This window comes from Pseudidiomarina taiwanensis (assembly GCF_003987435.1).
In the GTDB taxonomy this organism is placed as follows: domain Bacteria; phylum Pseudomonadota; class Gammaproteobacteria; order Enterobacterales; family Alteromonadaceae; genus Pseudidiomarina; species Pseudidiomarina taiwanensis.
The window spans coordinates 532,354-555,659 of the sequence record NZ_PIQG01000002.1; the positions used below are offsets into that span (position 1 = coordinate 532,354).

At 50.2% G+C, this 23,306-nt stretch carries 24 protein-coding genes; 18 read left to right on the top strand and 6 right to left on the bottom strand.

From position 1 onward, the window contains the following. Positions 1 to 12: 12 nt before the first annotated feature. Positions 13 to 1,614 carry a phosphoenolpyruvate carboxykinase (ATP) gene (pckA, locus tag CWI83_RS06390; protein ID WP_126827258.1) on the bottom strand — a complete coding sequence of 534 codons (1,602 nt, stop codon included), beginning with the start codon at positions 1,612 to 1,614 and terminating at the stop codon, positions 13 to 15. 156 nt (positions 1,615 to 1,770) lie between these two features. Beyond that, positions 1,771 to 2,250, bottom strand: coding sequence for a pantetheine-phosphate adenylyltransferase (gene coaD / locus CWI83_RS06395; RefSeq protein ID WP_126827260.1), 480 nt, complete (start codon positions 2,248 to 2,250; stop codon positions 1,771 to 1,773). A 110-nt stretch (positions 2,251 to 2,360) separates the two neighbouring features. On the opposite strand from coaD, the gene CWI83_RS06400 reads away from it, so the two are divergent. Genes CWI83_RS06400 through ubiA form a run of 6 tightly spaced genes read left to right on the top strand, consistent with a single transcriptional unit; the run spans position 2,361 to position 7,254 of the window. Continuing rightward, the gene (locus CWI83_RS06400) at positions 2,361 to 3,557 is read left to right on the top strand and encodes a glycine C-acetyltransferase (RefSeq protein WP_126827262.1); all 1,197 of its coding nucleotides are present in this window, start codon (positions 2,361 to 2,363) and stop codon (positions 3,555 to 3,557) included. A gap of 12 nt (positions 3,558 to 3,569) precedes the next feature. Further along, positions 3,570 to 4,601: an L-threonine 3-dehydrogenase gene (gene tdh, locus CWI83_RS06405; RefSeq protein WP_126827264.1), complete on the top strand. Its 1,032-nt coding sequence runs from the start codon at positions 3,570 to 3,572 to the stop codon at positions 4,599 to 4,601. Between the two features lie 24 nt (positions 4,602 to 4,625). Then, the gene (glpE, locus tag CWI83_RS06410; RefSeq protein WP_126827266.1) at positions 4,626 to 4,949 is read left to right on the top strand and encodes a thiosulfate sulfurtransferase GlpE; all 324 of its coding nucleotides are present in this window, start codon (positions 4,626 to 4,628) and stop codon (positions 4,947 to 4,949) included. Next, the gene (locus CWI83_RS06415; RefSeq protein WP_126827268.1) at positions 4,950 to 5,789 is read left to right on the top strand and encodes a rhomboid family intramembrane serine protease; all 840 of its coding nucleotides are present in this window, start codon (positions 4,950 to 4,952) and stop codon (positions 5,787 to 5,789) included. After that, positions 5,789 to 6,391, top strand: a complete 603-nt coding sequence (locus CWI83_RS06420; protein ID WP_126827270.1) for a chorismate--pyruvate lyase family protein — start codon at positions 5,789 to 5,791, stop codon at positions 6,389 to 6,391. The genes CWI83_RS06415 and CWI83_RS06420 overlap by 1 nt, the downstream gene beginning before the upstream one ends. Then, complete coding sequence (gene ubiA / locus CWI83_RS06425; protein ID WP_126827272.1) at positions 6,388 to 7,254, top strand: 4-hydroxybenzoate octaprenyltransferase; 867 nt, start codon at positions 6,388 to 6,390, stop codon at positions 7,252 to 7,254. The genes CWI83_RS06420 and ubiA overlap by 4 nt, the downstream gene beginning before the upstream one ends. Here ubiA and plsB read toward each other — a convergent pair. Further along, positions 7,251 to 9,695, bottom strand: a complete 2,445-nt coding sequence (gene plsB, locus CWI83_RS06430) for a glycerol-3-phosphate 1-O-acyltransferase PlsB (RefSeq protein ID WP_126827274.1) — start codon at positions 9,693 to 9,695, stop codon at positions 7,251 to 7,253. The two genes, ubiA and plsB, sit on opposite strands and share 4 nt — an antisense overlap. Before the next feature lie 147 nt (positions 9,696 to 9,842). On the opposite strand from plsB, the gene lexA reads away from it, so the two are divergent. The 6 genes from lexA to CWI83_RS06460 all read left to right on the top strand — a co-directional run bounded on the left by lexA (position 9,843) and on the right by CWI83_RS06460 (position 15,366). Continuing rightward, positions 9,843 to 10,457 carry a transcriptional repressor LexA gene (lexA, locus tag CWI83_RS06435; RefSeq protein WP_126827276.1) on the top strand — a complete coding sequence of 205 codons (615 nt, stop codon included), beginning with the start codon at positions 9,843 to 9,845 and terminating at the stop codon, positions 10,455 to 10,457. After that, positions 10,454 to 10,870 carry an SOS-response cell division inhibitor gene (locus CWI83_RS06440; RefSeq protein ID WP_126827278.1) on the top strand — a complete coding sequence of 139 codons (417 nt, stop codon included), beginning with the start codon at positions 10,454 to 10,456 and terminating at the stop codon, positions 10,868 to 10,870. The genes lexA and CWI83_RS06440 overlap by 4 nt, the downstream gene beginning before the upstream one ends. A gap of 301 nt (positions 10,871 to 11,171) precedes the next feature. Beyond that, positions 11,172 to 12,293, top strand: a complete 1,122-nt coding sequence (gene coxB, locus CWI83_RS06445; protein WP_241969885.1) for a cytochrome c oxidase subunit II — start codon at positions 11,172 to 11,174, stop codon at positions 12,291 to 12,293. A gap of 13 nt (positions 12,294 to 12,306) precedes the next feature. After that, positions 12,307 to 13,890 (top strand): cytochrome c oxidase subunit I, encoded by a 1,584-nt coding sequence (gene ctaD / locus CWI83_RS06450; RefSeq protein ID WP_126827282.1) that lies wholly within the window; start codon positions 12,307 to 12,309, stop codon positions 13,888 to 13,890. Positions 13,891 to 13,893: 3 nt separating this feature from the next. Next, the gene (locus CWI83_RS06455; RefSeq protein WP_126827284.1) at positions 13,894 to 14,478 is read left to right on the top strand and encodes a cytochrome c oxidase assembly protein; all 585 of its coding nucleotides are present in this window, start codon (positions 13,894 to 13,896) and stop codon (positions 14,476 to 14,478) included. A gap of 9 nt (positions 14,479 to 14,487) precedes the next feature. After that, a complete protein-coding gene (locus CWI83_RS06460; RefSeq protein ID WP_126827286.1) occupies positions 14,488 to 15,366 on the top strand; it encodes a cytochrome c oxidase subunit 3 in 879 nt (292 codons plus the stop codon). A 23-nt stretch (positions 15,367 to 15,389) separates the two neighbouring features. Here CWI83_RS06460 and CWI83_RS06465 read toward each other — a convergent pair whose 3' ends face one another. Continuing rightward, positions 15,390 to 15,605, bottom strand: coding sequence for a DUF2909 domain-containing protein (locus CWI83_RS06465; protein WP_126827288.1), 216 nt, complete (start codon positions 15,603 to 15,605; stop codon positions 15,390 to 15,392). 37 nt (positions 15,606 to 15,642) lie between these two features. On the opposite strand from CWI83_RS06465, the gene CWI83_RS06470 reads away from it, so the two are divergent. Genes CWI83_RS06470 through CWI83_RS06490 form a run of 5 tightly spaced genes read left to right on the top strand, consistent with a single transcriptional unit; the run spans position 15,643 to position 19,468 of the window. Beyond that, positions 15,643 to 16,320, top strand: a complete 678-nt coding sequence (locus CWI83_RS06470; protein WP_157980372.1) for an SURF1 family protein — start codon at positions 15,643 to 15,645, stop codon at positions 16,318 to 16,320. A gap of 2 nt (positions 16,321 to 16,322) precedes the next feature. Next, complete coding sequence (locus CWI83_RS06475; RefSeq protein WP_126827291.1) at positions 16,323 to 16,865, top strand: hypothetical protein; 543 nt, start codon at positions 16,323 to 16,325, stop codon at positions 16,863 to 16,865. A gap of 4 nt (positions 16,866 to 16,869) precedes the next feature. Continuing rightward, positions 16,870 to 17,853, top strand: coding sequence for a COX15/CtaA family protein (locus tag CWI83_RS06480; RefSeq protein WP_126827293.1), 984 nt, complete (start codon positions 16,870 to 16,872; stop codon positions 17,851 to 17,853). Between the two features lie 52 nt (positions 17,854 to 17,905). Continuing rightward, positions 17,906 to 18,847 carry a heme o synthase gene (cyoE, locus tag CWI83_RS06485; protein ID WP_126827295.1) on the top strand — a complete coding sequence of 314 codons (942 nt, stop codon included), beginning with the start codon at positions 17,906 to 17,908 and terminating at the stop codon, positions 18,845 to 18,847. Positions 18,848 to 18,850: 3 nt separating this feature from the next. Beyond that, positions 18,851 to 19,468 carry an SCO family protein gene (locus CWI83_RS06490; protein ID WP_126827297.1) on the top strand — a complete coding sequence of 206 codons (618 nt, stop codon included), beginning with the start codon at positions 18,851 to 18,853 and terminating at the stop codon, positions 19,466 to 19,468. On the opposite strand, the gene CWI83_RS06495 is transcribed toward CWI83_RS06490, so the two are convergent. Continuing rightward, positions 19,465 to 20,556 (bottom strand): polysaccharide deacetylase family protein, encoded by a 1,092-nt coding sequence (locus CWI83_RS06495; protein WP_126827299.1) that lies wholly within the window; start codon positions 20,554 to 20,556, stop codon positions 19,465 to 19,467. The two genes, CWI83_RS06490 and CWI83_RS06495, sit on opposite strands and share 4 nt — an antisense overlap. A gap of 67 nt (positions 20,557 to 20,623) precedes the next feature. On the opposite strand from CWI83_RS06495, the gene CWI83_RS06500 reads away from it, so the two are divergent. Beyond that, positions 20,624 to 21,880, top strand: a complete 1,257-nt coding sequence (locus CWI83_RS06500; protein WP_241969886.1) for an MATE family efflux transporter — start codon at positions 20,624 to 20,626, stop codon at positions 21,878 to 21,880. Here the strand turns inward: CWI83_RS06500 and CWI83_RS06505 are convergent. After that, complete coding sequence (locus CWI83_RS06505; protein ID WP_126827303.1) at positions 21,877 to 23,265, bottom strand: DUF4397 domain-containing protein; 1,389 nt, start codon at positions 23,263 to 23,265, stop codon at positions 21,877 to 21,879. The genes CWI83_RS06500 and CWI83_RS06505 overlap by 4 nt on opposite strands. Between the last annotated feature and the right edge of the window lie 41 nt (positions 23,266 to 23,306).

Genomic DNA, 23,306 nt, shown 5'->3' on the forward strand with positions numbered 1-23,306 from the left:
TCATCCATCAACTTACAGCTCTGGACCTGCCGCAACCAGCGCTGCACCTTCTTTAGTATCAGTAAATTTCTCGAAATTGGCAATAAACCGACGTGCCAAGTCTTGCGCCTTCACATCCCAATCGTTGGCAACTTCATAGGTATTACGTGGGTCAAGAATCGAGCTGTCTTCCACACCTGGCAGAGCGGTTGGCATTGCCAGATTAAAGTATGGCAGGTCGATAAACTCAGCGTCTTCGATGCTACTATCCAAAATCGCATCAATAATTGCCCGGGTTGCTTTAATCGAGATCCGCTTACCGGTACCGTTCCAACCGGTATTCACAAGATAAGCTTCAGCACCTGCCGCTTCCATCCGCTTGACCAATACTTCAGCGTATTTAGTCGGATGTAAGCTCAAGAAGGCCGCCCCGAAACAGCTTGAGAAAGTCGGTGTAGGTTCAGTAATACCGCGCTCAGTGCCGGCTAGTTTGGCCGTAAAACCTGACAAGAAATGATATTGCGTCTGAGCTTCAGTCAGTTTAGCAACCGGGGGTAACACACCGAAAGCATCTGCAGTTAGGAAGATAACTTTCTTCGCATGTCCTGCTTTAGAAACCGGCTTGACGATATTGTCGATGTGGTAAATCGGGTACGACACACGCGTATTTTCGGTTTTTGAGCCATCGTTAAAATCGACTGTGCCATCTTCTAAAACAGTAACGTTCTCAAGTAACGCGTCACGGCGAATCGCACGATAAATGTCTGGTTCGGCTTCTTCAGACAGGTTAATGGTTTTCGCATAACAACCGCCTTCGAAGTTGAACACACCATCATCGTCCCAGCCGTGCTCGTCATCACCGATTAACTTGCGTTTTGGATCGGTCGACAAGGTTGTTTTACCGGTACCTGAAAGGCCGAAGAAAATGGCGACATCGCCTTGTTCACCAACATTCGCAGAACAGTGCATTGAGGCAATGCCTTTTAACGGTAAGAAGTAGTTCATCATCGAGAACATACCTTTTTTCATCTCACCGCCGTACCAAGTACCACCGATCAATTGCATCCGTTCGGTCAAGTTAAAGGCGACGAAGTTTTCTGAGTTCACCCCGTGTTCTTGCCAGTTGCAGTTGATACATTTCGCTCCATTCATCACCACGAAATCAGGCTTAAAGGTTTTTAGTTCTTCTGCCGACGGACGGATGAACATGTTCTTGACGAAATGCGCTTGCCAAGCAACTTCAGTAATAAAGCGCACCGCTAACCGCGTGTCTTCGTTGGCACCACAGAAAGCGTCGATGACGAACAAACGTTTGTTCGACAACTGCTGAGTCACGATCCCTTTCAGGTCAGCCCATACTTCTGGAGTAATCGCTTTGTTGTCGTTTTTGCCTTGATCAGACCACCATAAGGTGTCACGCGTCGTGTCATCGCGCACAATGTACTTATCTTTTGGCGAACGGCCGGTAAAAATACCGGTATCAACAGCAACGGCACCAAGCTTAGTGACGCGACCTTTTTCATAACCTTCAAGGTCAGGACGAGTCTCTTCTTCAAAGAGCACATCGTAAGATGGATTGTGAACGATTTCAGTGACGTCTGTGATGCCGTATTGGCTCAAATCCAGATCAGTCATGGGTGGACTCCTGCGGGTCGAAACTAGGCGAAACATTTGGGTGAAAAAAGTGGTCGCGATAATACCCTAAAATACCGCAAAAAAACAGTCTAACAGCTGTTATAAGGGCCCAAAAAGTAGACCAAAAACGCTCTAATAGCGTCTTGCTGCGACCTATTAACGTGTTTTTGCGGCGAGCGCAGCAGCAACGACTGGCGCGGTAAACTGCTTAACTTCACCCCCGTGAATCGCAACTTCCTTCACCAAAGTTGATGAAATAAAAGAATTTTCTTCTGAAGGCGTTAAAAACACACTTTCCAGTTCCGGATACAAACGCCGATTCATATTAGCCAGTTGAAACTCATACTCGAAATCACTCACTGCACGCAGGCCACGAATTAAAACTGTGGCTTGGTGTTGCTTCGCAAAATCAACCAGTAATCCGGTAAAACCGACCACCCGCACATTCTTTAGGGGTTGAATCACTTGCTGTACGAGTTCAACGCGCTCTTCCAAACTAAACATGGGACGCTTGCTCGGACTGGCCGCGACCCCAACAATGACTTCACTAAACAAATTTGCGGCCCGTTCAATTAAATCGGCATGACCGTTGGTGATGGGATCAAAAGTACCCGGATAGATAGCCCGTTGGTGCATGAAATCTCTCCACTCGTCTAAATGAGGATGCGGATTTACCCCGAAATCGGTTAAACTAGGCGCATAGTAAATGAGACACCCGTAACCGGTGTGAATGAGCGGAGAATTACATGAAGCAAGATTTTTATCAACAACTCGAAGCGCAGTTAACCGAGCTGAAAAGCGAAGGGCTGTATAAAAGTGAGCGCATTATTTTAGGTGAGCAAGCAGCGGAAATTCAGGTCGGCAATGGCGAATCTGTGTTGAACTTCTGTGCCAATAACTACCTTGGTTTAGCCAACCATCCTGACCTTATTGCGGCGGCCAAAAAAGGCCTTGATGAGCATGGTTTCGGTACCGCTTCAGTGCGCTTTATCTGTGGTACTCAAGATATCCACAAAACCTTAGAAGCCAAGTTAAGTGAATTCCTCGGCACCGAAGATACAATTTTGTATAGCTCGTGCTTTGATGCCAACGGTGGCTTGTTTGAAACCTTAATGGGCCCTGAAGATGCGATTATCAGCGATGCTTTAAACCATGCCTCCATTATTGATGGCATCCGCTTGAGCAAGGCGAAACGCTATCGCTATGCAAACAATGACATGGCCGATTTAGAGGCGCGTCTACAACAAGCCAAAGCAGATGGCGCTCGGCATATTCTTATTGCCACCGATGGCGTGTTCTCGATGGATGGGGTTATCGCCAACTTACAAGGTATTTGTGACCTCGCCGACCAATATGGTGCGCTCGTCATGATGGACGATTGCCATGCCACTGGTTTTCTCGGTGAAAATGGCCGCGGTACCCATGAATACTGTAATGTGATGGGGCGCGTTGACATTATCACCGGTACGCTAGGGAAAGCACTTGGCGGCGCGTCAGGTGGCTACACCTCGGGTAAAAAGCACGTCATCGACTGGCTACGCCAGCGCTCACGCCCCTATTTGTTCTCGAACTCAGTTGCACCGGCTATTGTACAAGCTTCGATTCGGGTTCTCGAAATGCTTGCCGACGGCCATGAACTGCGCGCTAAATTGTGGGACAACGCCAATTATTTCCGCCAGCAAATGACTGCCGCTGGCTTTACGTTAAGTGGGGCCGATCATGCCATTATTCCGGTGATGATTGGTGATGCTAAGCTCGCCTCAGAAATGGCAGATCGCCTGCTCGCAGAGGGCATTTATGTGGTTGGCTTCTCATTCCCAGTGGTGCCACGTGGACAAGCCCGTATTCGAACCCAAATGTCAGCCGGACACAGTCGCGCTCAGCTTGACCGAGCGATTGCCGCCTTTACGCGCATTGGTAAAGAACTTGGCGTGATTAACTAAGAGAGCATTGATATGAAAGCATTAGCGAAATTACATGCTGAGCCCGGCATCTGGATGACCGAAACCGAGCAACCTGAGTATGGCTACAACGATTTATTGATTCGCATTAAAAAAACGGCAATCTGCGGCACCGATGTCCATATTTACAAATGGGACGAGTGGTCACAAAACACGATTCCGGTACCTATGGTTGTCGGCCATGAGTATGTCGGTGAAGTTGCCGCGATGGGCGACGGTGTGCGTGGCTTTAGTATTGGCGATCGCGTTTCGGGCGAGGGCCATATAACCTGTGGCCATTGTCGTAATTGCCGCGCCGGACGTCGTCATTTATGCCGCAATACGGTTGGCGTTGGCGTCAATCGTCCCGGCGCCTTTGCTGAGTACTTGGTGATACCCGCTGAAAATGCTTTCAAACTGCCTGATGACATCAGTGATGATCTTGCCGCTATTTTCGACCCGTTTGGTAATGCAGTACACACCGCATTGGCATTCGATTTAGTCGGTGAAGATGTGCTGATTACCGGGGCTGGTCCAATTGGCATTATGGCTGCCGCCGTAGCCCGCCATGTTGGTGCCCGACACGTCGTGATTACTGATGTTAATCCTTACCGTCTGGAACTCGCTACGCAAATGGGAGCAATCCGCGCAGTCGATGTCAGCAAAGAGAACCTGAAAGATGTGATGGCCGAACTTGGCATGAAAGAAGGCTTTGATGTTGGCCTCGAAATGTCTGGGGTCCCTTCTGCATTTTCGAGTATGCTAGAAACCATGAATCATGGTGGCAAAATCGCGATGTTGGGAATTCCACCAACAAGTGTTGCGATTGACTGGAATCAGGTTATTTTTAAAGGGTTAACCATTAAAGGAATTTACGGACGAGAAATGTTCGAAACCTGGTACAAAATGGCAAGCTTATTGCAATCAGGACTCGATCTTTCGCCGATTTTGACTCACCAATTGCCGGTGGCAGAGTTCCAAAAAGGTTTCGATATCATGGTTTCTGGGCAGTCGGGTAAAGTTATTTTAGATTGGACCGACGCGTAAATGCCGCGTCCAGCGAGGTAAATTATGGCTGATTTCAAGCGCATTAATGTCACTACAGCAAAGCAACTTCATGCAGCAGGTGAGGCTCGTTTCGTCGATATTCGCGATCAGCGTTCTTTTGCCTTAGGCCACATTCCGGGCGCTGAGCAACTAAATAACAGCAACCTCGCTGAGTTTTTGAATAGCGTCGGGGCAGCTGAACATGTCGTGGTGGTTTGCTATCACGGTAATAGTAGCCAAGGCGCAGCGCAATATCTGGCGGAGCAAGGAGTTGACCCGGTCAGTAGCCTCGATGGCGGTTTTACTGCTTGGGCCCAGCAATTCCCAGATGCAGTGGAGCGAAGTTAAATGAAAAAACTGCTCGCCAGTAAGCATCACGACCAAGTTCGGGCTGCCTATGAGTTCTTAACGTCTCAAGGGGTTCCCGTCACGGTCAGTGAGAAAGGCGAGCAGCTCGAAATTTGGGTGATTCAAGCCAGTTATTTCGCTCATGCCAAGGCACTTTTGCAAGAATTCAAGGATAATCCCGAAACAGTTCAAGCAAATACCGCTAACACTTTCACGGCACCCACAGCTAGCGCTACCCCAAAGGCCAACTTATGGGAGCGCTTGCGCGTGTTTGCCGGGCCCTTCACTCTGGTTTATGCGGCACTGGTGATCTTGGTTTTTATTGGTTTAAATACACCCGCCAGCGAAACCATTCGAGATTATCTGCATATTTCTGATTACTGGAACGAGTGGCCTTGGTCACAGCCATGGCGGTTCGTCACCCCTGCGTTATTGCACTTTAGCGCGGTTCATATTGTATTCAATTTAGTCTGGTGGGTTTACCTCGGCGGACGCTTTGAAAACCTCTACGGTAGCACCTGGCTTGTCCTAGCTTGGCTCAGTTGCGCGGTGATTTCGAATGTCGCCCAATTTATTGCAGCTGGACCATTTTTTGGTGGGCTGTCTGGGGTCGTGTATGGCCTATTTGGCTTGGCGGTCGTGCTGGCTTGGCAAAACCCACGCCATCCACTTTATCTCCCACCTGGTCTGATCGCCTTTATGCTGATTTGGCTTGCCCTTGGCTATAGTGGCTTGCTCTGGGTCAACATCGCCAACACTGCGCATACTGCGGGTTTGTTGAGTGGGCTCGGATTCGGTCTAATAATGCGCTTTACAGCCTGGCAGCGTGCGCGTTCGTAATGCGTTATCCGAGTTTTTCATTTCCGGTTATTCCAAGTACCAGTCGGGCACAGTGGCAGGCACCACAGCAGCTCAACGCTGCTGAGCAACAGCAACTGACCGCAGCGCTACAGGAATGGTTACTCGACTCAGACTCACTCACCGCAAAATTAAAGCGCTATTATTCGACCTTCGAGGTTCAAGTGATTGGCCAAGCAACGATTCCAGTGACCCACAATGAAGCGCAATGGCTCGCCTTAGATGAGCAAGCAACGGTGCGCGAAGTGATCCTCTGGTGTGATCAGCAGCCGATGGTGTTTGCTCGCAGTGTTTTCCCCCATGCAGCATTACAGCAAGCGGGGCTGGCACTGGCCGAGCTTGGCAACAAGCCACTTGGCGAGCACCTGTTTCAACAAACTGATTTGAGTCGCGGCGACATCGAAGTGTGTGCATTTGCGGCCGATTCCACGGTTGGACAACTCAATCAACAGCTCGGTGGGGTAGCGCAAACCGTATGGGGTCGACGCAGTCGTTTTGCGACTCGGGGACATCACATTTTGGTCGCTGAAGTCTTTTTAAGTGCCTCGGCAGCTTATCAAAATACCCTTGCGGAGGAATCATGAACGCACCCCTTAGCCAACGCCTGAACGCTTATCTGCGCTTAATGCGAGTTGACCGACCAATCGGAACCCTGTTGCTCGCTTGGCCAACACTTGCGGCACTGTTGGTGGCGAGCCAAGGGAATCCACCGTTGGAAATCATCGTCTGGTTTATGCTGGGGGTCTTTATTATGCGCTCGGCCGGTTGCGTCATTAATGACTTTGCCGATCGCAAGGTCGATGGCCATGTTGAACGGACTAAATTACGACCGCTGGCAAGTGGTGAGTTGCAGCCGTGGCACGCGATTTTGATCTTCGTGTTGTTACTGAGCGTCGCGCTATTTATCGTTTTGCAATTGAATCAAACCACCTTATGGCTCGCCTTTGGAGCGGTTGCCGTCGCAACCTTATACCCCTTCTGTAAACGCTTTACCCATTTGCCGCAATTCGTCCTCGGGATTGCTTTTAGCTTTGGGATTTTGATGGCTTACACAGCCGTCGATGCACCGCTTGATGGCACCGCGTGGCTGCTGTTTTTCGCTAATATTATTTGGACTGTGGCTTATGATACTGAATACGCCATGGCTGATCGGGCCGATGATCTCAAAATTGGTGTGAAATCAACAGCTATTCTATTTGGCGGCTGGGATCGTTTGATTATTGGAGCCTTACAACTTGCTTGTCTAGTGCTGTGGTTTTGGCTTGGACACATGCTGCAAGCTGGACTCAGTTATCAACTCGCCTTGCTCCTGATCGCGGGGCTTTTCGCCTGGCAGCACAAGCTGCTATGGTGGCGCGAGCCGCAGGCTTGTTTCCAAGCCTTTTTACATAACAATCATGTCGGTTATGTGCTCGTGCTCGCGCTTGCCATCCATTATTGGTTTTAAACTTTATAGTTCTGCACTGATTCGCGAATACTCTGCATCACCACTGGTTCAAGCAGCGCATCGAGTGCGTCGCTGAAACCTGCAACGCGCTGATCAGGAATAAAGTCGCCATCACCATTCACGTCAATGAACTGTTCCCGCTTCAGAGTTGCAATCAAGCTACTAATAAGTTTCTTATCGAAAAACTCGGGCGCACTCACACCATGTAAGTAGCTCAAACGCTCGGCTACTTCGACCGCGGCTCGCTCCAATTGCGCGCGACCAAGTGGGCTGCGTTGCTGTAGCAATTCCAGCAGAATTGCGTAACGCTGCAGCGTTTCACTGCTGGCTCGAGCCAACAATTCGAGTCGCCCGTGCGCCGCACTAGAGGTAGCGACGGTGCGATATTCTTGGCTGCCAGCGTCACCTTGAGTTACAAAACCAAGCCGCGTGAATTCCTCAAGTAAAGCGGCAACCCACAAGCTTAAGTCTTCTGCTTCATGGCTAACAAAAAGTTCCTGTTGGAGCAGCGGGTGCAATGACTCAAGTAAGGCCGTCACTTCAGCCACAGTAAACTTGCGGTGGGCACATGCATAAGCCGCAATAATGGCTGGCACAATCATCACGTGCATGATGTTATTGCGATAATAGGTCATCGCAATGGCACTTTGCCCATCGAGGTGAATCACATCCCCTAATGGATCGGCTTGCACCTTAAACTTGTCATGAATTGAGGCGAGCTGCCAGAGCTCCTCGCCCGATTGTTTCGGGACATAAATATCTAAGCTATAAGGCACTTCACGTGCTAATTGCAAGTAAACGTCAAGCTGCTCTATTAATGCTTGTTTGGACAAGCTGTGATGCTCAGCGCTAAGCAGTGCAAGCGCTGTTAAATTAACGCTATTTAGCGCTGCAGCATTATTGATGCGGAACATAATTTGCTCGGCTAATAAGTTAACCGTCGGTGTCAGCCAGCGCGGTCGCGATGGCTCTTCCGCACCGTGAGTTATTTCACTGCGCCAATCAGGCTGGATCTGATCGAGCATGTCGCCCAAGTTAATCGGCTTACCAAAGGTCACAAAGCCATGGCCAAAGTCACGTAAATGGCGCAAGCTGCTGAGCACCTGAAAGACAGATTCTTTTTCTTTTGACTTCCCTTTCAACTCTTTTAAGTAAGTGCCCACTTCCATGATGTGCTCGTATCCTAGGTACACAGGCACCAAACTAATCGGCCGAGTTTGGCCTCGCAACATCCCCTGCACTGTCATTGCCACCATGCCGGTCTTCGGCGCAAGCAAACGTCCGGTGCGGCTACGTCCGCCCTCGGTAAAATATTCAACTGGATAGCCTTTTTGGAACAACCGGTTCAAGTATTCACGGAACACAGTCGCGTAAAGCTTATTGCCTTTAAAGCTGCGCCGGATAAAAAATGCGCCGCCGCGGCGGAACAAAGGTCCGGCAGGGAAGAAATCAAGATTCACACCCGCCGCAATATGCGGTGGCACCAGCCCTTCTTTATAAATGACATAACTAAGTAGCAAGTAATCCATATGGCTGCGGTGACAGGGCACATAAATCACTTCATGGCCGGCTTGAGCCAAGGCCCGAATACGGTCGCCGCCCTCCACATGCACACCGCTGTAGATTTTGCTCCACAGCCACGCCATAAACCGATCTAATACGCGGACCAAGGTTTCGCTGTAATTCGCTGCGATTTCGTCAAGATATTTGGCCGCTTGTTTTTGCGCCTGAGCATGACTAATCTTCTTGGCCTTGGCTTCATCCCGAATCGCCTGCTGTAACGCTTGGCTTGCCAGCAATTCGCTGATGACCTGCTTGCGCTCCATCATTTGCGGGCCAGCCACTGCATGGCGCAAACGCACGAAATGAACTCGAGCCACGCGCGCTAGCTTATGGGCGATGCGTCGATCAGTACCAAATTGTTCAGCCATCGGACGCACCTGTAGTGGCCGACTGCCGCGCACCAAAATATTGCGGCCCGAAAACAGGACTAACCAAAACTTACGCCACATCCCTGGGTCATCAAGGTCACTTACCATGGTCTTGCCGGCGCGCCCCTCTTGCCCAGACTTGCGCCCCCAAAACAGTCCAAGTGGGACGACTCGCACCGCCAGACTTGGATCTTTCGCATGGGCTTCGAGTAATTGCTGGAAGGTATCAACGGCCTGCTCCGCTGCCTTGGTTTTCGCCGGAGCAAGATACAATAAGCGGGGATACGCTGTTCCATTGAGCCACAGTGGCTCGTGTAAATCTGGCAAGCCTTCGGCGCGCAACGCACGTTGGGCAACCAATTGGTCGGTTGCCGACTGCGATCGCATCACATATACCACTTGATCAGCGTGATCCGTGGTTTTCACCTCACTATCTAAGATGGTCTCAAAGCGGGTAAACCAGCGCGTCGGGCCGCGCAATATCGCGCGCCAGAATGGGATCCAACTCATACCAATGCCTCTTGTTTGGGTTCGCTCAAACAGTCTTGCCCCCTATTGTATGCTGAACGCCGCAGAAAAAATATCCTAAAAATAGTTGCACAACCCAAAACACTGTATATACTGACAGTATCACTGTATAGATAAACAGGTACGAGAATGCGCCCACTTACTCCGCGTCAACAAGAGATTTTAGACCTCATTAAAGACAATATTGAGGCAACTGGAATGCCACCTACGCGTGCCGAAATCGCGCAGCGGCTGGGGTTTAAATCGGCGAACTCAGCTGAAGAGCATTTGAAAGCACTCGCTCGTAAGGGCGTCATTGAAATGCTTCCGGGAATGTCGCGTGGGATCCGCTTAGTTGGCGTTGAAGAAGAAATTGAAGGTTTACCACTGATTGGCCAAGTCGCTGCTGGTGAACCCATTTTGGCGCAACAACACGTCGAGAGTCATTACAAAGTCGACGAAAGCCTGTTTCATCCGCATGCGGATTTCCTCCTTCGAGTGAACGGAATGAGCATGAAGGATATTGGAATTTTAGATGGTGACCTGCTCGCAGTTCACAAAACTCACGAAGCACGCAATGGCCAAATTGTCGTCGCCCGAGTGGATGAGGATGTCACCGTTAAGCGCTTTGAGCGTAAAGGCAATATGATTTTACTTCACCCAGAGAACGAAGAGTTCTCACCGATTCAAGTCGATTTAACGCAAAACTACTTCACCATTGAAGGGTTAGCGGTTGGGGTGATTCGAAATGGAGCATGGTTATGAGAAACGGTTTCAACAGTGGCTATCAAGCCAACCCTGAACTAAATCAGGACATCTTTTTTCAAAGTGAAGAGCATTTGTCTCTCGACCTTATCAGTGTTGTGGAGCAAGTCGCTGCAACCGCAATTCGTACCAACGATTGGATCACAGTCATTGGCGGCAACCGTGATGTCATTGCGGCACTCGTCCAAGCTGGCGTAAGCCGAGGCCGGATTCGCTGGGTTGTCGGTCGCGATGCAGACCAACGTGAATGGGCAACGGAACAAGCTCTATTAGCAGGTACAAGTAGTGTTGTCTTGAGCTGGTTAGAGCATCTGACCCCACGGGCACAACAGCGCTTAAAAATGGCCAGTAAAGTAAGTGCCACGCAAAGCTATATTTTTAACGATATCCCTTCTCTTGCACCACTCCACTAAATCCTCGCAAGATGTAGGAATAGAAACGGGCGGCCAATTGGCCGCCTTTTTTTACATCTGAGATAAAAATTATTGATTTAATCGGTGGCTTTTTCATCACGTCATGGTATTTTGATCCATGCAGCTTACTGCTAACACAATAAATAAAAATAACTTAATCAGAACAACAAAGGGTTAGTAGGGAAAGCGATTTTCTATCCGGGAAATGCTGTTCCTTTTTCTGCTTCCCTCTTTGTTCTTACGACTCGCACTTCGGTGTATTCGCGGGCAACCGCGTCGGAAGAATGAGAGGAGACGTCGCGTGAGAACGAGACTCATCACCGCACTTGCGGCTGGGTTACCCCTGGCTGCGAGCGCACAATCGCAATTAAACTTAACTCAGGGTGTAACTGAGGTAAGTAACCGCGTCTATGACTTACACATGACCATCTTTTACATTTGCTGTGTAATTGGTGCCATTGTGTTTGGGGCTATGTTTTATTCAATGTGGCGCCACCGTAAGTCAAAAGGCTATAAACCCGCTTCTTTCCATGAAAACGTAAAAGTCGAAATCGCTTGGACTGTTATTCCGTTCCTGATCTTGGTCGGTATGGCGATTCCAGCAACTTCGACCCTGCTCGCAATGGAAGATACTTCTGAAGCAGATGTCACCGTCTTGGTCACAGGCTCGCAATGGAAGTGGCACTACAAGTACTTAGACCGCGATGTCGAATACTTCAGCCTGCTAGCGACGCCGCGGCAACAGATCGAAAACCGTCTGGATAAAGGCGAAAACTATCTGCTTGAAGTTGACCGTCCACTGGTCATTCCAACAGATACCAAAGTACGCTTCTTAATTACCTCTGATGACGTTATCCACTCTTGGTGGGTACCTGACTTTGCAGTGAAAAAAGATGCGAACCCGGGCTTTATTAACGAAGCTTGGACCAAAGTTGACGAACCAGGTATCTATCGTGGTCAGTGCGCGGAGCTCTGTGGTAAAGACCATGGCTTTATGCCGGTCGTCGTCATCGCCAAAGAGCCAGCCGAGTATCAGGCTTGGTTGGATGAGCAAGAACGCATGCAGCGCGAAGCCAAAGCTGAAGAACAACGCCTGCTGGCAATGTCGATGAGCATGGATGAGCTAATGGAACTCGGCGAGCGCGTTTACCTCGGTAACTGTGCCGCGTGCCATCAGCCTAACGGCCAGGGTATCCCGGGTGTTTTCCCAAGTTTAGTGGGCACTGAGATGATGTTGAATGATATCAACGGGCATATCGATATTGTCGTCAACGGCAAAAACGGTACCGCCATGCAATCGTTCAAAAACATGCTCAGCCTGCGTGAAATTGCAGCGGTCGTCACCTACGAGCGAAATGCTTGGGGTAACAATACCGGTGACATGGTCCAAGCGGCTGATGTCAATGCTTACGTAAACGAATAAGGGAGACCCAATTATGAGCACAGTTGTTGGCGAGATGGATCATCACGATCATCACCATGCTCCAACGGGCATTTCCCGTTGGCTGTTTACTACGAACCATAAAGATATTGGCTCACTCTATCTATGGTTCAGTTTCATTATGTTCTTGGTCGGTGGCTCAATGGCGATGGTGATTCGCGCTGAGCTATTCCAACCAGGATTACAACTTGTTGACCCCCATTTCTTTAATCAGATGACCACAGTGCATGGTCTGATTATGGTCTTTGGGGCAGTCATGCCAGCTTTCACCGGGCTTGCCAACTGGATGATACCAATGATGATTGGTGCACCGGATATGGCGCTACCGCGGATGAATAACTGGAGTTTCTGGATTCTGCCTTTTGCTTTTGCCATCTTGCTCGCCTCGCTATTTATGGAAGGCGGCGGCCCAGCATTCGGTTGGACCTTCTATGCACCGTTATCGACCACTTACAGTGGCGACTCAACGGCACTGTTCGTGTTCTCGGTTCATATCATGGGGATTTCCTCGATTATGGGCGCCATTAACGTGATCGTGACGATTATGAATATGCGCGCACCAGGCATGACCTATATGAAGATGCCGTTGTTCGTGTGGACTTGGTTTATTACCGCCTTCTTGTTAATTGCGGTGATGCCAGTTCTCGCAGGTGCAGTAACCATGGTATTGACCGATAAATACTTCGGCACCAGCTTCTTTGATGCAGCGGGCGGTGGTGACCCAGTGATGTTCCAGCACATTTTCTGGTTCTTTGGCCACCCCGAAGTTTACATCATGATCTTGCCATCGTTCGGGATCATTTCAGCGATTATACCGGCCTTCTCGCGCAAGAAACTGTTCGGTTATGCGTCGATGGTTTACGCCACCGCAGCGATTGCTGGCTTAAGCTTCCTTGTATGGGCTCACCATATGTTTACTACTGGGATGCCGGTAGCCGCAGAACTATTCTTCATGTACTGCACCATGCTGATCTCGGTTCCAACTGGGGTGAAAGTCTTTAACTGGGTTGCCACCATGTGGCGCGGCTCGATGACATTCGAAGTGCCGATGCTGTTTGCGTTAGCCTTCGTCATCTTGTTCACCATCGGTGGTTTCTCGGGCTTGATGTTGGCGATCACGCCAATTGATTTCCAATACCACGATACCTACTTCGTGGTTGCTCATTTCCACTATGTTTTGGTGAGTGGCGCGATTTTCTCAATCATGGCAGCAGCCTACTACTGGCTACCTAAGTGGACCGGTCATATGTATGACACCACCCTGGCGCGCTGGCACTTCTGGACCTCGTTAATCTCAGTCAATGTGCTGTTCTTCCCGATGCACTTTGCAGGTCTTGCTGGAATGCCTCGGCGGATCCCGGATTATGCGGTGCAATTCGCTGACATCAACCAAATCGTAAGTATCGGTGGATTTGCGTTCGGCTTATCACAGCTGATCTTCTTATGGGTGGTGATTAAGTGCGTGCGTACCGGTGAAAAAGCACCGGCTAAACCGTGGGAAGGTGCAGAAGGCTTAGAATGGACTGTGCCATCACCTGCGCCTTATCACACCTTTGAAACACCACCGAAGGTAGACTAAGCCATGAGTGAAGCACCTCAAACTGAACCGCGCCCAGATAATGGGCGCATCATTCGGCGGCTGCTATTAACAGTCGCTGGGATGTTTGCGTTCGGCTTTGCCCTTGTGCCGCTCTATGAAGCTTTCTGTGATTTAACCGGGTTTAATGGACGCACTCGTAACGAAGCGGCTGCTGTCAGCACGCATCAAGTTGACACTAGTCGCACTGTGAACGTGCAGTTTATTACCCGCAATGCACAAGGGATGCCGTGGGATTTTAAAGCTGAAATGAACAGTGTCCGAGTTCACCCCGGTGAAACTCGCGTTGTGAATTTTCTAGCAAGCAACCCAACCGGCAGCAACATGGTCGCCCAAGCGATTCCTTCCGTTGCTCCCGGTGAGGCGGCGCTGTATTTAAACAAAACAGAGTGTTTCTGTTTTAACCAACAACCGCTACAAGCGGGTGCCGATACCGCGATGCCGATGCAGTTTTATCTTGACCCGGATATTCCGGAGCATATTCACACATTAACCTTGTCATACACGCTGTACGATATGACAGCCAATGCTACACCGGATGTGTTGGCGCAAATGGCGCCAGCCAACTGAGGACTTGTTATGGCAGAAAAACACGAAAAATATTATGTCCCAGCTTCGAGCCCGTGGCCGATTGTTGGGGCGATTGGTCTTGGCCTGATTGCTTTTGGAGCCGGCCACACCGTTATTGAATCAAGCAAAGAAATTGATGGCTGGGGCGCAGAAGTTTTACTCGCTGGGCTTGCCGTTATTGTGGTGATGTTGTTTGGTTGGTTCCGTGACCAAATCAACGAATCGATGGCGGGGCTCTACAGCGCTCAGCTGAGCGCTTCGTACCGACAGGGTATGAGCTGGTTTATTTTCTCCGAAGTCATGTTCTTTGCGGCCTTCTTCGGCGCACTTTTCTATGCCCGCTTTATTGCCGTTGAGTGGCTTGGTGGAGCCAGTAATAATGCCATGACCAACGAAATATTATGGCCTGGCTTTGAGGCGATGTGGCCGCTCACTGAAACGCCTGGAGGAATTGAGTCAGGCAGCATGGGGTGGTTTGGCTTGCCACTTTATAACACCATCATTTTGATTGTGTCATCGGTGACCTGTCACTTTGCCCATGTCAGCTTAGAGAAGAATAAGCGGACGCCACTGAAACTTTGGCTTGGCGCGACCATTATCTTGGGCTGTATCTTCTTGTACTTACAGGGTTGGGAATACGTCCATGCTTATAATGAGCTTGGCTTAACCTTGGATTCAGGCATTTATGGCAACACTTTTTACATGTTAACTGGCTTCCATGGGATGCACGTGACCCTTGGAACCTTAATGTTGATTGTGATGTTTTTCCGAGTATTGAAGGGGCACTTTACCCCAGATAATCACTTTGCTTTCCAAGCCACCAGTTGGTATTGGCACTTTGTCGATGTGGTTTGGGTGTGCTTGTTTATTTTTGTTTATATTCTCTAAGATGAGAGCGCACGGCCTTACAACTAGTAAGGTCGTGCGTGCGGCACAAGCACCCCGCTGGCAAGCAGAATGATGATGATGATCATCGCCAGCGCAGACCACATCACCCGCTTACCTAGGTAGTGACTCATAGATGGCTTGTTCGGATCGTTTTTCAACATTGCAAACAAGGCTCTAAATAAGTTCACCACCATAAACAGCATGAGTAGTACGAGGATGATTTTCGCTAAAATTTCCATGTTTGTATCTCGAAATAAAATTGCGTTGATCCTCACTGTGCTTGTTATCAGCATCTTGGTCAAGCTTGGTTTCTGGCAACTCGACCGAGCGGAGCAAAAACGTCAGCTATTTGCTGATTACGCCGAGCAGCAGCTGCCACTCAATTTGAACGACCCAACCGCGGCTGAACCAGAGCGTTACGCAAGCGTTGAGATTTCTGGGCAATTCGAAGCAAATCGCTACTTTTTATTAGATAACCAAATTCTCAACGGCCAAGTCGGCTACCAAGTGATCGGCTTGCTGACCCCGCAACCAGCACTTAGTGACACATTAGTCTTGGTCAACTTAGGCTGGGTTCCCGTCGGCTCGAACCGAGCCGAATTGCCGCAACTTGAGCTGCCGCAAGGCGTTTTAACGATTCCAGGGCGTTATTACCAGCCGAGTGAATTCGGTTTTCAGTTAAGCGATCACATCCTTGAGCAGGGGCCATGGCCACAGCGGATTCAGCGGCTTGATATTGAAAGCCTAAGTGAACTGACACAACTTCCCTTAGCGCCCTATGTGGTGCTACTCTCAGAACAAGCAGAATTCGGTTGGCCGCGACAATGGCAACCTCAAGTTATGGCACCGGAAAAGCATCAGGCATATGCATTGCAGTGGTTTAGTCTTGCGCTCGCATGTGTCGTTGTGTTTATTTTTGCCAGTCGTTCCAGAACAAAAACAACAGAGGAATGAAGATGTCATCTGTGAAAAAATCTCGCGCCACATTAATTGGTGTCGCTCTTGCCTTTATCATCCCGATCATTGGGGCGAAATTAGTGCTTGATCAACATTGGTATCAGGGCGCTGCCACCAATCAGGGCATCATGTTAGTCCCGCCAGTTGAATTAGGTGAGCTCAAACAGGGTTTACCCGAAGGTTGGGTGGTCTTGTTACCGCAAACGGGCGCTTGTGGCCTAGCTTGTCAGCAAGGCCTATATGCAATTAACCAGTTGGATGTTGCACTTGGCAAGGAGTCAGGGCGTGTGAGCCCAGTCTTCCTTACCCCAACCCCAACTGAGCATGACTTAAGTCAGACTCCTGTAGTTAAAGCTGTAGCCGATGCAGAATTGAGCCAACCGTTTGCAAGCTTACCCGCAGACCAAATTTTTATTATTGACCCACTCGGTAATGTCATTCTCCACTACCCGCTTCATCAAGACGAGGAAGCGATGCGGATGGAAGCCAAAAGTGTGTTGAGCGATTTACGCAAATTATTAAAACTTTCGAGAGTAGGATAAGACCATGCGCGGCCTCGTCAAATTTGCCCTTATTTTAACTGTAGTCGTTATTGTCCTTGGTGCCTTTACTCGGCTTACGGATGCTGGACTCGGGTGTCCTGATTGGCCAGGATGTTATGGCACACTGACCGTTCCCAAAACCGATGCACAACTCGAGCGAGCAGTCGAGTTGTGGCCCCATGCACCAGTTGAATACAACAAAGCATGGAACGAAATGATTCACCGCTATGCGGCGGGAACTTTAGCTTTAGTGATTCTTGGTATCTTTATTACCGCCCTTGTGCGCAAACGACGCTACCCAGAAACCCCGGTTAAATTACCTGCACTGTTGCTGGCACTGATTATTTTCCAAGCGGCACTTGGCATGTGGACAGTGACCAAAAACTTGCAACCTTTGATCGTCATGGGGCACCTGCTTGGCGGTTTCACCACCTTCTCACTCCTAACTTTACTGCACTTGCGCCTGACCCGGGTGCATTTACCCCTAGGCGATGCTGGTGTGCGAACCCTGCGCGGCTTAGCGCTTTTCGCTTTACTCACAGTTATCGGCCAGATTGCGTTAGGTGGCTGGGTGGCCGCCAACTATGCTGCCATGGCATGTACTGAGCTACCGCTCTGTGAGGGCGATTGGGTCAGTAAAATCGATATTCCAGGAGCGTTCTCTGTGCCCGCGGCAGAAACCTACCAATACGGCGCACATGACTACGGCGAACGAGTCACCATGCATATTGCACATCGTTTAGGTGCGGTTTTGGTAACTGTAGTGGTCGGCGTGCTGCTATTTTTGGGTTATAAGCGCGCTTCCTCGAATGTCATTCGTCGTAGCTTGAATTGGGTTGCGCTGTTACTGGTGATTCAGCTAGCCTTGGGTTTAACCAACGTCATTATGCTGTTGCCATTAAGTGTTGCGGTAGCGCATAACTTATTCGGCGCACTATTAATGGCCAGTTTGGTCGCTCTAAATTATAAATTAGCGCGCAATGCCTAGCATAAAGACGCTGCGATAATAACACGATAAACAGAACACAAGATGTACCATTATGAGCAATACAAGCGAACTAAAAGCGGACTCAGCCCCATTGGCGGCGGACGCTAAAAAACAAGCGGGCTGGCGCGACTATCTCGAGCTGACCAAGCCCAACGTGGTGTTGTTGCTGTTATTAACGGCATTGGTGGGGATGTGCCTAGCGACAGAAACTTGGGTCGCTTGGCAAATTCTGATACCTGCCCTCGCTGGGATCGGCTTGATGTCCGGCTCAGCAGCTGCCATCAATCACCTTGTTGATCGCCATATCGATGCGCGGATGGCACGGACATTGCGGCGTCCACTGCCTTCAGGGTCGCTCTCACCGAAGCGGGTGTTAAGCTTCGCTGCGATCATCGGCGGGCTAGGCTTTGCGATTTTGGCGCTGTGGGTCAATATGCTCACGGCTTGGCTGACATTTGCCAGCTTGGTGGGGTATGCCTTTATTTACACCATGTACCTTAAGCGTGCGACGCCACAAAACATTGTTATCGGTGGCCTTGCTGGTGCTGCACCACCGCTACTGGGCTGGACTGCAGTAACCAACGAGATTCATCCGTTCGCGATTATGTTGGTCATGATTGTATTCACCTGGACACCACCGCACTTTTGGGCCTTAGCCGTGCATCGCGCCAAGGACTACGCCAAAGCTGAAATCCCCATGCTGCCGGTGACCCATGGCATAGAATTCACCAAAACCTGTATTTTGCTGTACACCATTTTGCTCGGCATTATTTGTTTATTGCCTTATTTAATCGGCATGTCAGGTGTCATTTATCTGATTGGTTCCAGCATCTTAAGTATTTGGTTCTTAGGCTACGCTTGGAAGCTCAAATTTGCGCCGAGCAAACTGACTGCTTTTAAAATGTTCAAGTTTTCAATTTGGCAGTTGATGGCTTTATTTATTTTGCTACTGGTCGATCACTACGTTGGACCGGCACCGGTCTTAATGGGGTAACACATGCGAATTCTTCTTGCCATCGCCGCAGCGATCGCAATCATTGCCGGCGTTGCGGTACAGCAGTTATGGCCCAAAGCTGAACCTAAAGCTTTGGTCTATGATCCAGCCCGCGCTATTCCTGAATTCAGTCTTGAGTCGACCGCGGCTACGAGCGTGGGGACTGAGGCACTCGTCGGTCAGTGGACTTTGCTCTTTACCGGTTACACCTATTGCCCTGATATCTGTCCGACCACGATGGCAGATTTGCGGCGGATCATGCCAACCCTCAGCGCAAGCACAGATGTTCCGGTCAAAGTTTGGATGATATCGGTCGATCCACCGCGTGACGATATCGAGCGCTTAACACAGTATACCGGCTTCTTTGGTCCAGAATTTGTGGGCGTCCGGGGCGAGCATCCGCAACTGTACCCCTTTGTGACGAATCTTGGTTTGATGTATTCGGTGCCTGATGAGGGCGCCACGGATTACCTCGTTAATCACAGCGCCGCTATTATCTTGGTCAACCCAGCCGGTCATTTGCAGGCCATATTCAAAGCTGAACATGTGCCCGGTAAAATCCCGACCGTCAACATGGACCAATTAGCCGCTGATTTTGCGCTTATTGCTGACGCCTACTAATCAGGCCAGCGTCCGTTTTCATCAGGGCGAACCAACGGCACTGAGTACCAATAAAAGCGACCGCTCTCACTGATACTCGGTGCCGTACAATTAACGCGTGATCGGCCAATGGGCGGTTGTTTTGGCAAGGTAAAGGTCAAAGCTGAACCATCATCACTTGGTTGAATGACATCTGCACCGTAAAAGCACTGCACTTGATGACGATGCAAATCCTGATGCGGTGCCAACTCAATACTTATCGTTAACTGCTCGGTGTCATGCTCCAGCACCATATCCTGCGGGTGATGCTCTACCACCGGCATCGGCAGCGATAGAATTTTGGTGCGCAAGGTATCAAGCGCCGCATAGCGCCCCGATGCGGGAAACCGCGGAATTGCCGCAGGGTGACTCAAACGCCCCCAAGCACCTGAGTGTTGACCAAAGGCCAAATAACCGATTTGCCGCAACGCCTCGGCCAGTTCAAAAGAAAACTCACCGTATGGGTAAGCCAACATCGGCTGCGGCTGATCGAAGTGCTGCTCAATTTGTGCCTGTGCAGCCCGCACATCGGCGAGCTCTCGGGCAAGCCACGCACGCTCAGTCACCCCTGGCTCACGCCACGTCATGTGATGGTGTTCATTGGTGTGATTGGCAATTTCAGCACCGTATTCGGTTAGGATCTTAAGTTGTTCCCAACTCATATATTGGCGCGGGTTTTCTGCCATTAACTTAGGATTCACAAAAATAGTGAAAGGGTACCGGTAGCGCTCAAACACTTCGCGACCATTCACAAACACATTCGCCCAACCATCGTCAAAAGTAATTGCGGCGGCGCGCTTAGGCAGCGTTCCGGCAGCGAGCCGTTGCTTAGCTTCAGTGAGCGATAGCACAGTGAAATCGAGCTCTTTCAATAAAGCAAAATGCGCTTCAAGTTCGGCGGCTGTTACCGAAGTGACGCGTGGGGTATCATCACCGACATGATGGTATTGTAAAATCACAATACCGCGCTCGGCCTCGCGGTGCGGGGATGCAGAATTCGGCAAGGCATAACTCACAGACGTAAAGACGACAGCGAACGCTATGACGCAAACACCAAACCAAAATTTCACAACTTCCCTCCTTGCCCGTTTTGGACCGCTAACTGATCACCGCCGCATTTTCGCAATTGCGGTGCCCATGATTGTATCAAATATTGCCGCTCCTATGCTCGGTTTAGTAGATACGGCGATTATCGGCCATTTGCCCAATTCAATTTACTTAAGCGCCGTTGCACTTGGCGCTATGGTGGTGAGTTTTATTTATCTGCTCGCAGTGTTTTTGCGCATGACCACGACCGCCGAAATGGCTGCCGCTTTTGGCGCAGACGACCGCCGAGCCCAGCGCAGCATTACCTATCATGCACTTATTATTGCGCTGTTACTGGGGGGAGTGATCATTGCACTGCGCCCTTGGCTAACTGAGTTCGCCTGGTGGCTCATTGAGCCGCAAGCTAACTTGCTAACCCTCGCCTCAGACTATATTGAGATCCGTCTTTGGGCCGCGCCAGCCGCTTTGATCAATCTGGTGATATTGGGCGTGCTATTAGCGCGCCAACGTGCTCGCCAAGCGATGTTTCTGGTGATCTTCACCAATGCGGTGAATGTGATCGCCGATATTATTTTTATTATCGGGCTGGATTTAAATGTTGCGGGCGCTGCCTATGCTTCAGTCCTCGCCGAAATCAGCACGGCGATGTTAGGGCTGTGGTTGATTCGTCAGCAACTCCCTCGGCGCAGCGAATTACGACTCGAGCAGGCCCATTTGACTCGCTTTATCGGGATGAATCGCGATGTTTTTATTCGCTCGCTCGCACTGCAACTGTGTATGGCAACCATGACTGGCTATGCGGTAGCTTTTGGCACAGTCGTGGTGGCGGCGAATGCCGTGCTGATGCAATTTCTCATGCTCATTTCGCTCGGCTTAGATGGTGTGGCCTATGCCGTTGAAGCGCTCGTGGGCGCGGCGCGCGGCAAGCAAAGCCGGCAACTCGAGCGCCATTGGATGCGGCTCACTCTGATTTGGTCGCTGCTGTTTGCCTGCTGTTACAGTCTTATTTTTTGGTGGGCTGGCGACTGGATTATCGCGCAAATTACTGACTTAACCGATGTCCGCGCAGTTGCACAACAGTTTTTGCCTTGGCTTTACTTACTACCACTACTGGCACACTGGAGCTATTTTTACGATGGCGTTTACATCGGCTTAGGGTGGACCACCGGGATGCGCAACACCATGCTGTTCAGCGCCCTTTTTGGCTTCGTTCCTGTGGTGCTTCTCAGCCAAATGTTGCTCACCGAAAAAAACGCCAACCACGGGTTGTGGTTGGCGCTGGTTTGCTTTCTAAGTACGCGCGGCTTAAGCCAGTGGTGGCTGCTGCGCCGACGCTTACTAAGTTAGTCGACAGTCGCAAAATCATCCATCGCGATAACATTGAGTGGAACACCACCACCGACTGCATCAACGGCAACTGCAGTATAGATACCATTGCCTTCCAGGGTCACCAGTTCAGGACCAATCGCCGCATCTTTGGTGCCGGTTGGAGTGATAGTCACGTAATAGTCACCTGGCATCAGCGAAACATAACCGGTTGATGCTGGGCCATTTTCAGTGGTGAACGGCACCGCAGTGAAAGCAGGCGTCGCGCTAGTAATATCATCCGTCGCGGTGACGTAGATATCGACATCGCCTGCAGTAGGTGAAGCGTGCACGGCTTGTAACTTAGCTTCGGTCGCAATACGGCGTGTATCTGGAGTCAACACACCTGCAGTAAGCGAACCATCACCAGCCGAACCAATTGCATACACTGAATAGATTTCGCCTTGAGCGAGGCTCAACGGGATATCATTTAAAGCAACCGTAGTAGTGCCATTAACGATAACATCAATCAGGTAATCACCATCCGCAACGTTCAGATAGTCAGTGAACTGACCAAAGCTCAAAGTTGCAAGGGTTGCTGGCATATCGCCGTCGGCGACAAAGTCAACGGTTGGTGCGTCAGCACTTGAATGGACGATACGGACATCTGCACCGGCATTAATGTCGGTTACGATGCTTGCACCTGAGCCGTCTGCAACTTGCAACATCACTGGTGAATCACCTGCTTTAGTATTGGTCACTGCCGATACGATTAAGTCTGCACCTGCGGTGAGTGGCAAGGTGCCACTATCAAACACGACCGTGGCTGGGTCGCCAGCTGGGGTGATACGTACTTGATAGTCACCTGCTGGAACTTCGACTTGGCCGGTGAAATCAGAGAAGGCCAAGGTTGCTGCCGGTGAAGAGGCGCTCAGATCGGCATCTGGCGCAGTAAGGTAGATATCTACCAGTGGTGCGTCCGGTGCCGCATGAACCACTTGCAGACGCGCATTACCGTCAGCAATTTCACTGTTTAGGTTGGTGATAATAAGCGGTTGAATCGTCTCGTCCGCGACTTTACCGATCGCTAAAATCTCGTAGCGGGTGTTGGCCGCCAGCGTATCGTTCACCGGACCGATGACTGTCGCAGTCGAACCATCCGCTAAAATCGCATCGACTTGCAAACTATAGGTCCCAGCATCCAACTCAAGCACAGTTGAGGATGCGCCAAAACCGGCATCTTCAACTGCTGCACCGCCATTGACCAGCACATTCACGTTCGGTGCGTCAGCCACTGTGTGGTGAACACGAACTTCGGTAATTAATTCGGGTAAAACAACTGTTGATTCGTCATCACTACTGCTACCACAAGCACTTAGGAGCACCGCAGCAACGGTAGCTAAACCGTATTTCATGATCCCTTTCATTGTCTATTCCTCGTAGTAAGAAAACCCATGGGTTCGGACTT

Excerpts from the sequence above, each read along its gene's own strand:
- CWI83_RS06490 (WP_126827297.1), top strand. The coding sequence starts at position 18,851 with ATGCGAATTCTTCTTGCCATCGCCGCAGCGATCGCAATCATTGCCGGC.
- CWI83_RS06420 (WP_126827270.1), top strand. The coding sequence starts at position 5,789 with ATGCGTTATCCGAGTTTTTCATTTCCGGTTATTCCAAGTACCAGTCGG.
- CWI83_RS06400 (WP_126827262.1), top strand. The coding sequence starts at position 2,361 with ATGAAGCAAGATTTTTATCAACAACTCGAAGCGCAGTTAACCGAGCTG.
- lexA (WP_126827276.1), top strand. The coding sequence starts at position 9,843 with ATGCGCCCACTTACTCCGCGTCAACAAGAGATTTTAGACCTCATTAAA.
- cyoE (WP_126827295.1), top strand. The coding sequence starts at position 17,906 with ATGAGCAATACAAGCGAACTAAAAGCGGACTCAGCCCCATTGGCGGCG.
- CWI83_RS06505 (WP_126827303.1), bottom strand. The coding sequence starts at position 23,265 with ATGAAAGGGATCATGAAATACGGTTTAGCTACCGTTGCTGCGGTGCTC.
- CWI83_RS06480 (WP_126827293.1), top strand. The coding sequence starts at position 16,870 with ATGCGCGGCCTCGTCAAATTTGCCCTTATTTTAACTGTAGTCGTTATT.
- plsB (WP_126827274.1), bottom strand. The coding sequence starts at position 9,695 with ATGAGTTGGATCCCATTCTGGCGCGCGATATTGCGCGGCCCGACGCGC.
- tdh (WP_126827264.1), top strand. The coding sequence starts at position 3,570 with ATGAAAGCATTAGCGAAATTACATGCTGAGCCCGGCATCTGGATGACC.
- CWI83_RS06465 (WP_126827288.1), bottom strand. The coding sequence starts at position 15,605 with ATGGAAATTTTAGCGAAAATCATCCTCGTACTACTCATGCTGTTTATG.
- coaD (WP_126827260.1), bottom strand. The coding sequence starts at position 2,250 with ATGCACCAACGGGCTATCTATCCGGGTACTTTTGATCCCATCACCAAC.
- CWI83_RS06415 (WP_126827268.1), top strand. The coding sequence starts at position 4,950 with ATGAAAAAACTGCTCGCCAGTAAGCATCACGACCAAGTTCGGGCTGCC.
- CWI83_RS06460 (WP_126827286.1), top strand. The coding sequence starts at position 14,488 with ATGGCAGAAAAACACGAAAAATATTATGTCCCAGCTTCGAGCCCGTGG.
- CWI83_RS06500 (WP_241969886.1), top strand. The coding sequence starts at position 20,624 with ATGATTGTATCAAATATTGCCGCTCCTATGCTCGGTTTAGTAGATACG.
- ubiA (WP_126827272.1), top strand. The coding sequence starts at position 6,388 with ATGAACGCACCCCTTAGCCAACGCCTGAACGCTTATCTGCGCTTAATG.
- ctaD (WP_126827282.1), top strand. The coding sequence starts at position 12,307 with ATGAGCACAGTTGTTGGCGAGATGGATCATCACGATCATCACCATGCT.
- glpE (WP_126827266.1), top strand. The coding sequence starts at position 4,626 with ATGGCTGATTTCAAGCGCATTAATGTCACTACAGCAAAGCAACTTCAT.
- CWI83_RS06475 (WP_126827291.1), top strand. The coding sequence starts at position 16,323 with ATGTCATCTGTGAAAAAATCTCGCGCCACATTAATTGGTGTCGCTCTT.
- CWI83_RS06455 (WP_126827284.1), top strand. The coding sequence starts at position 13,894 with ATGAGTGAAGCACCTCAAACTGAACCGCGCCCAGATAATGGGCGCATC.
- pckA (WP_126827258.1), bottom strand. The coding sequence starts at position 1,614 with ATGACTGATCTGGATTTGAGCCAATACGGCATCACAGACGTCACTGAA.
- CWI83_RS06440 (WP_126827278.1), top strand. The coding sequence starts at position 10,454 with ATGAGAAACGGTTTCAACAGTGGCTATCAAGCCAACCCTGAACTAAAT.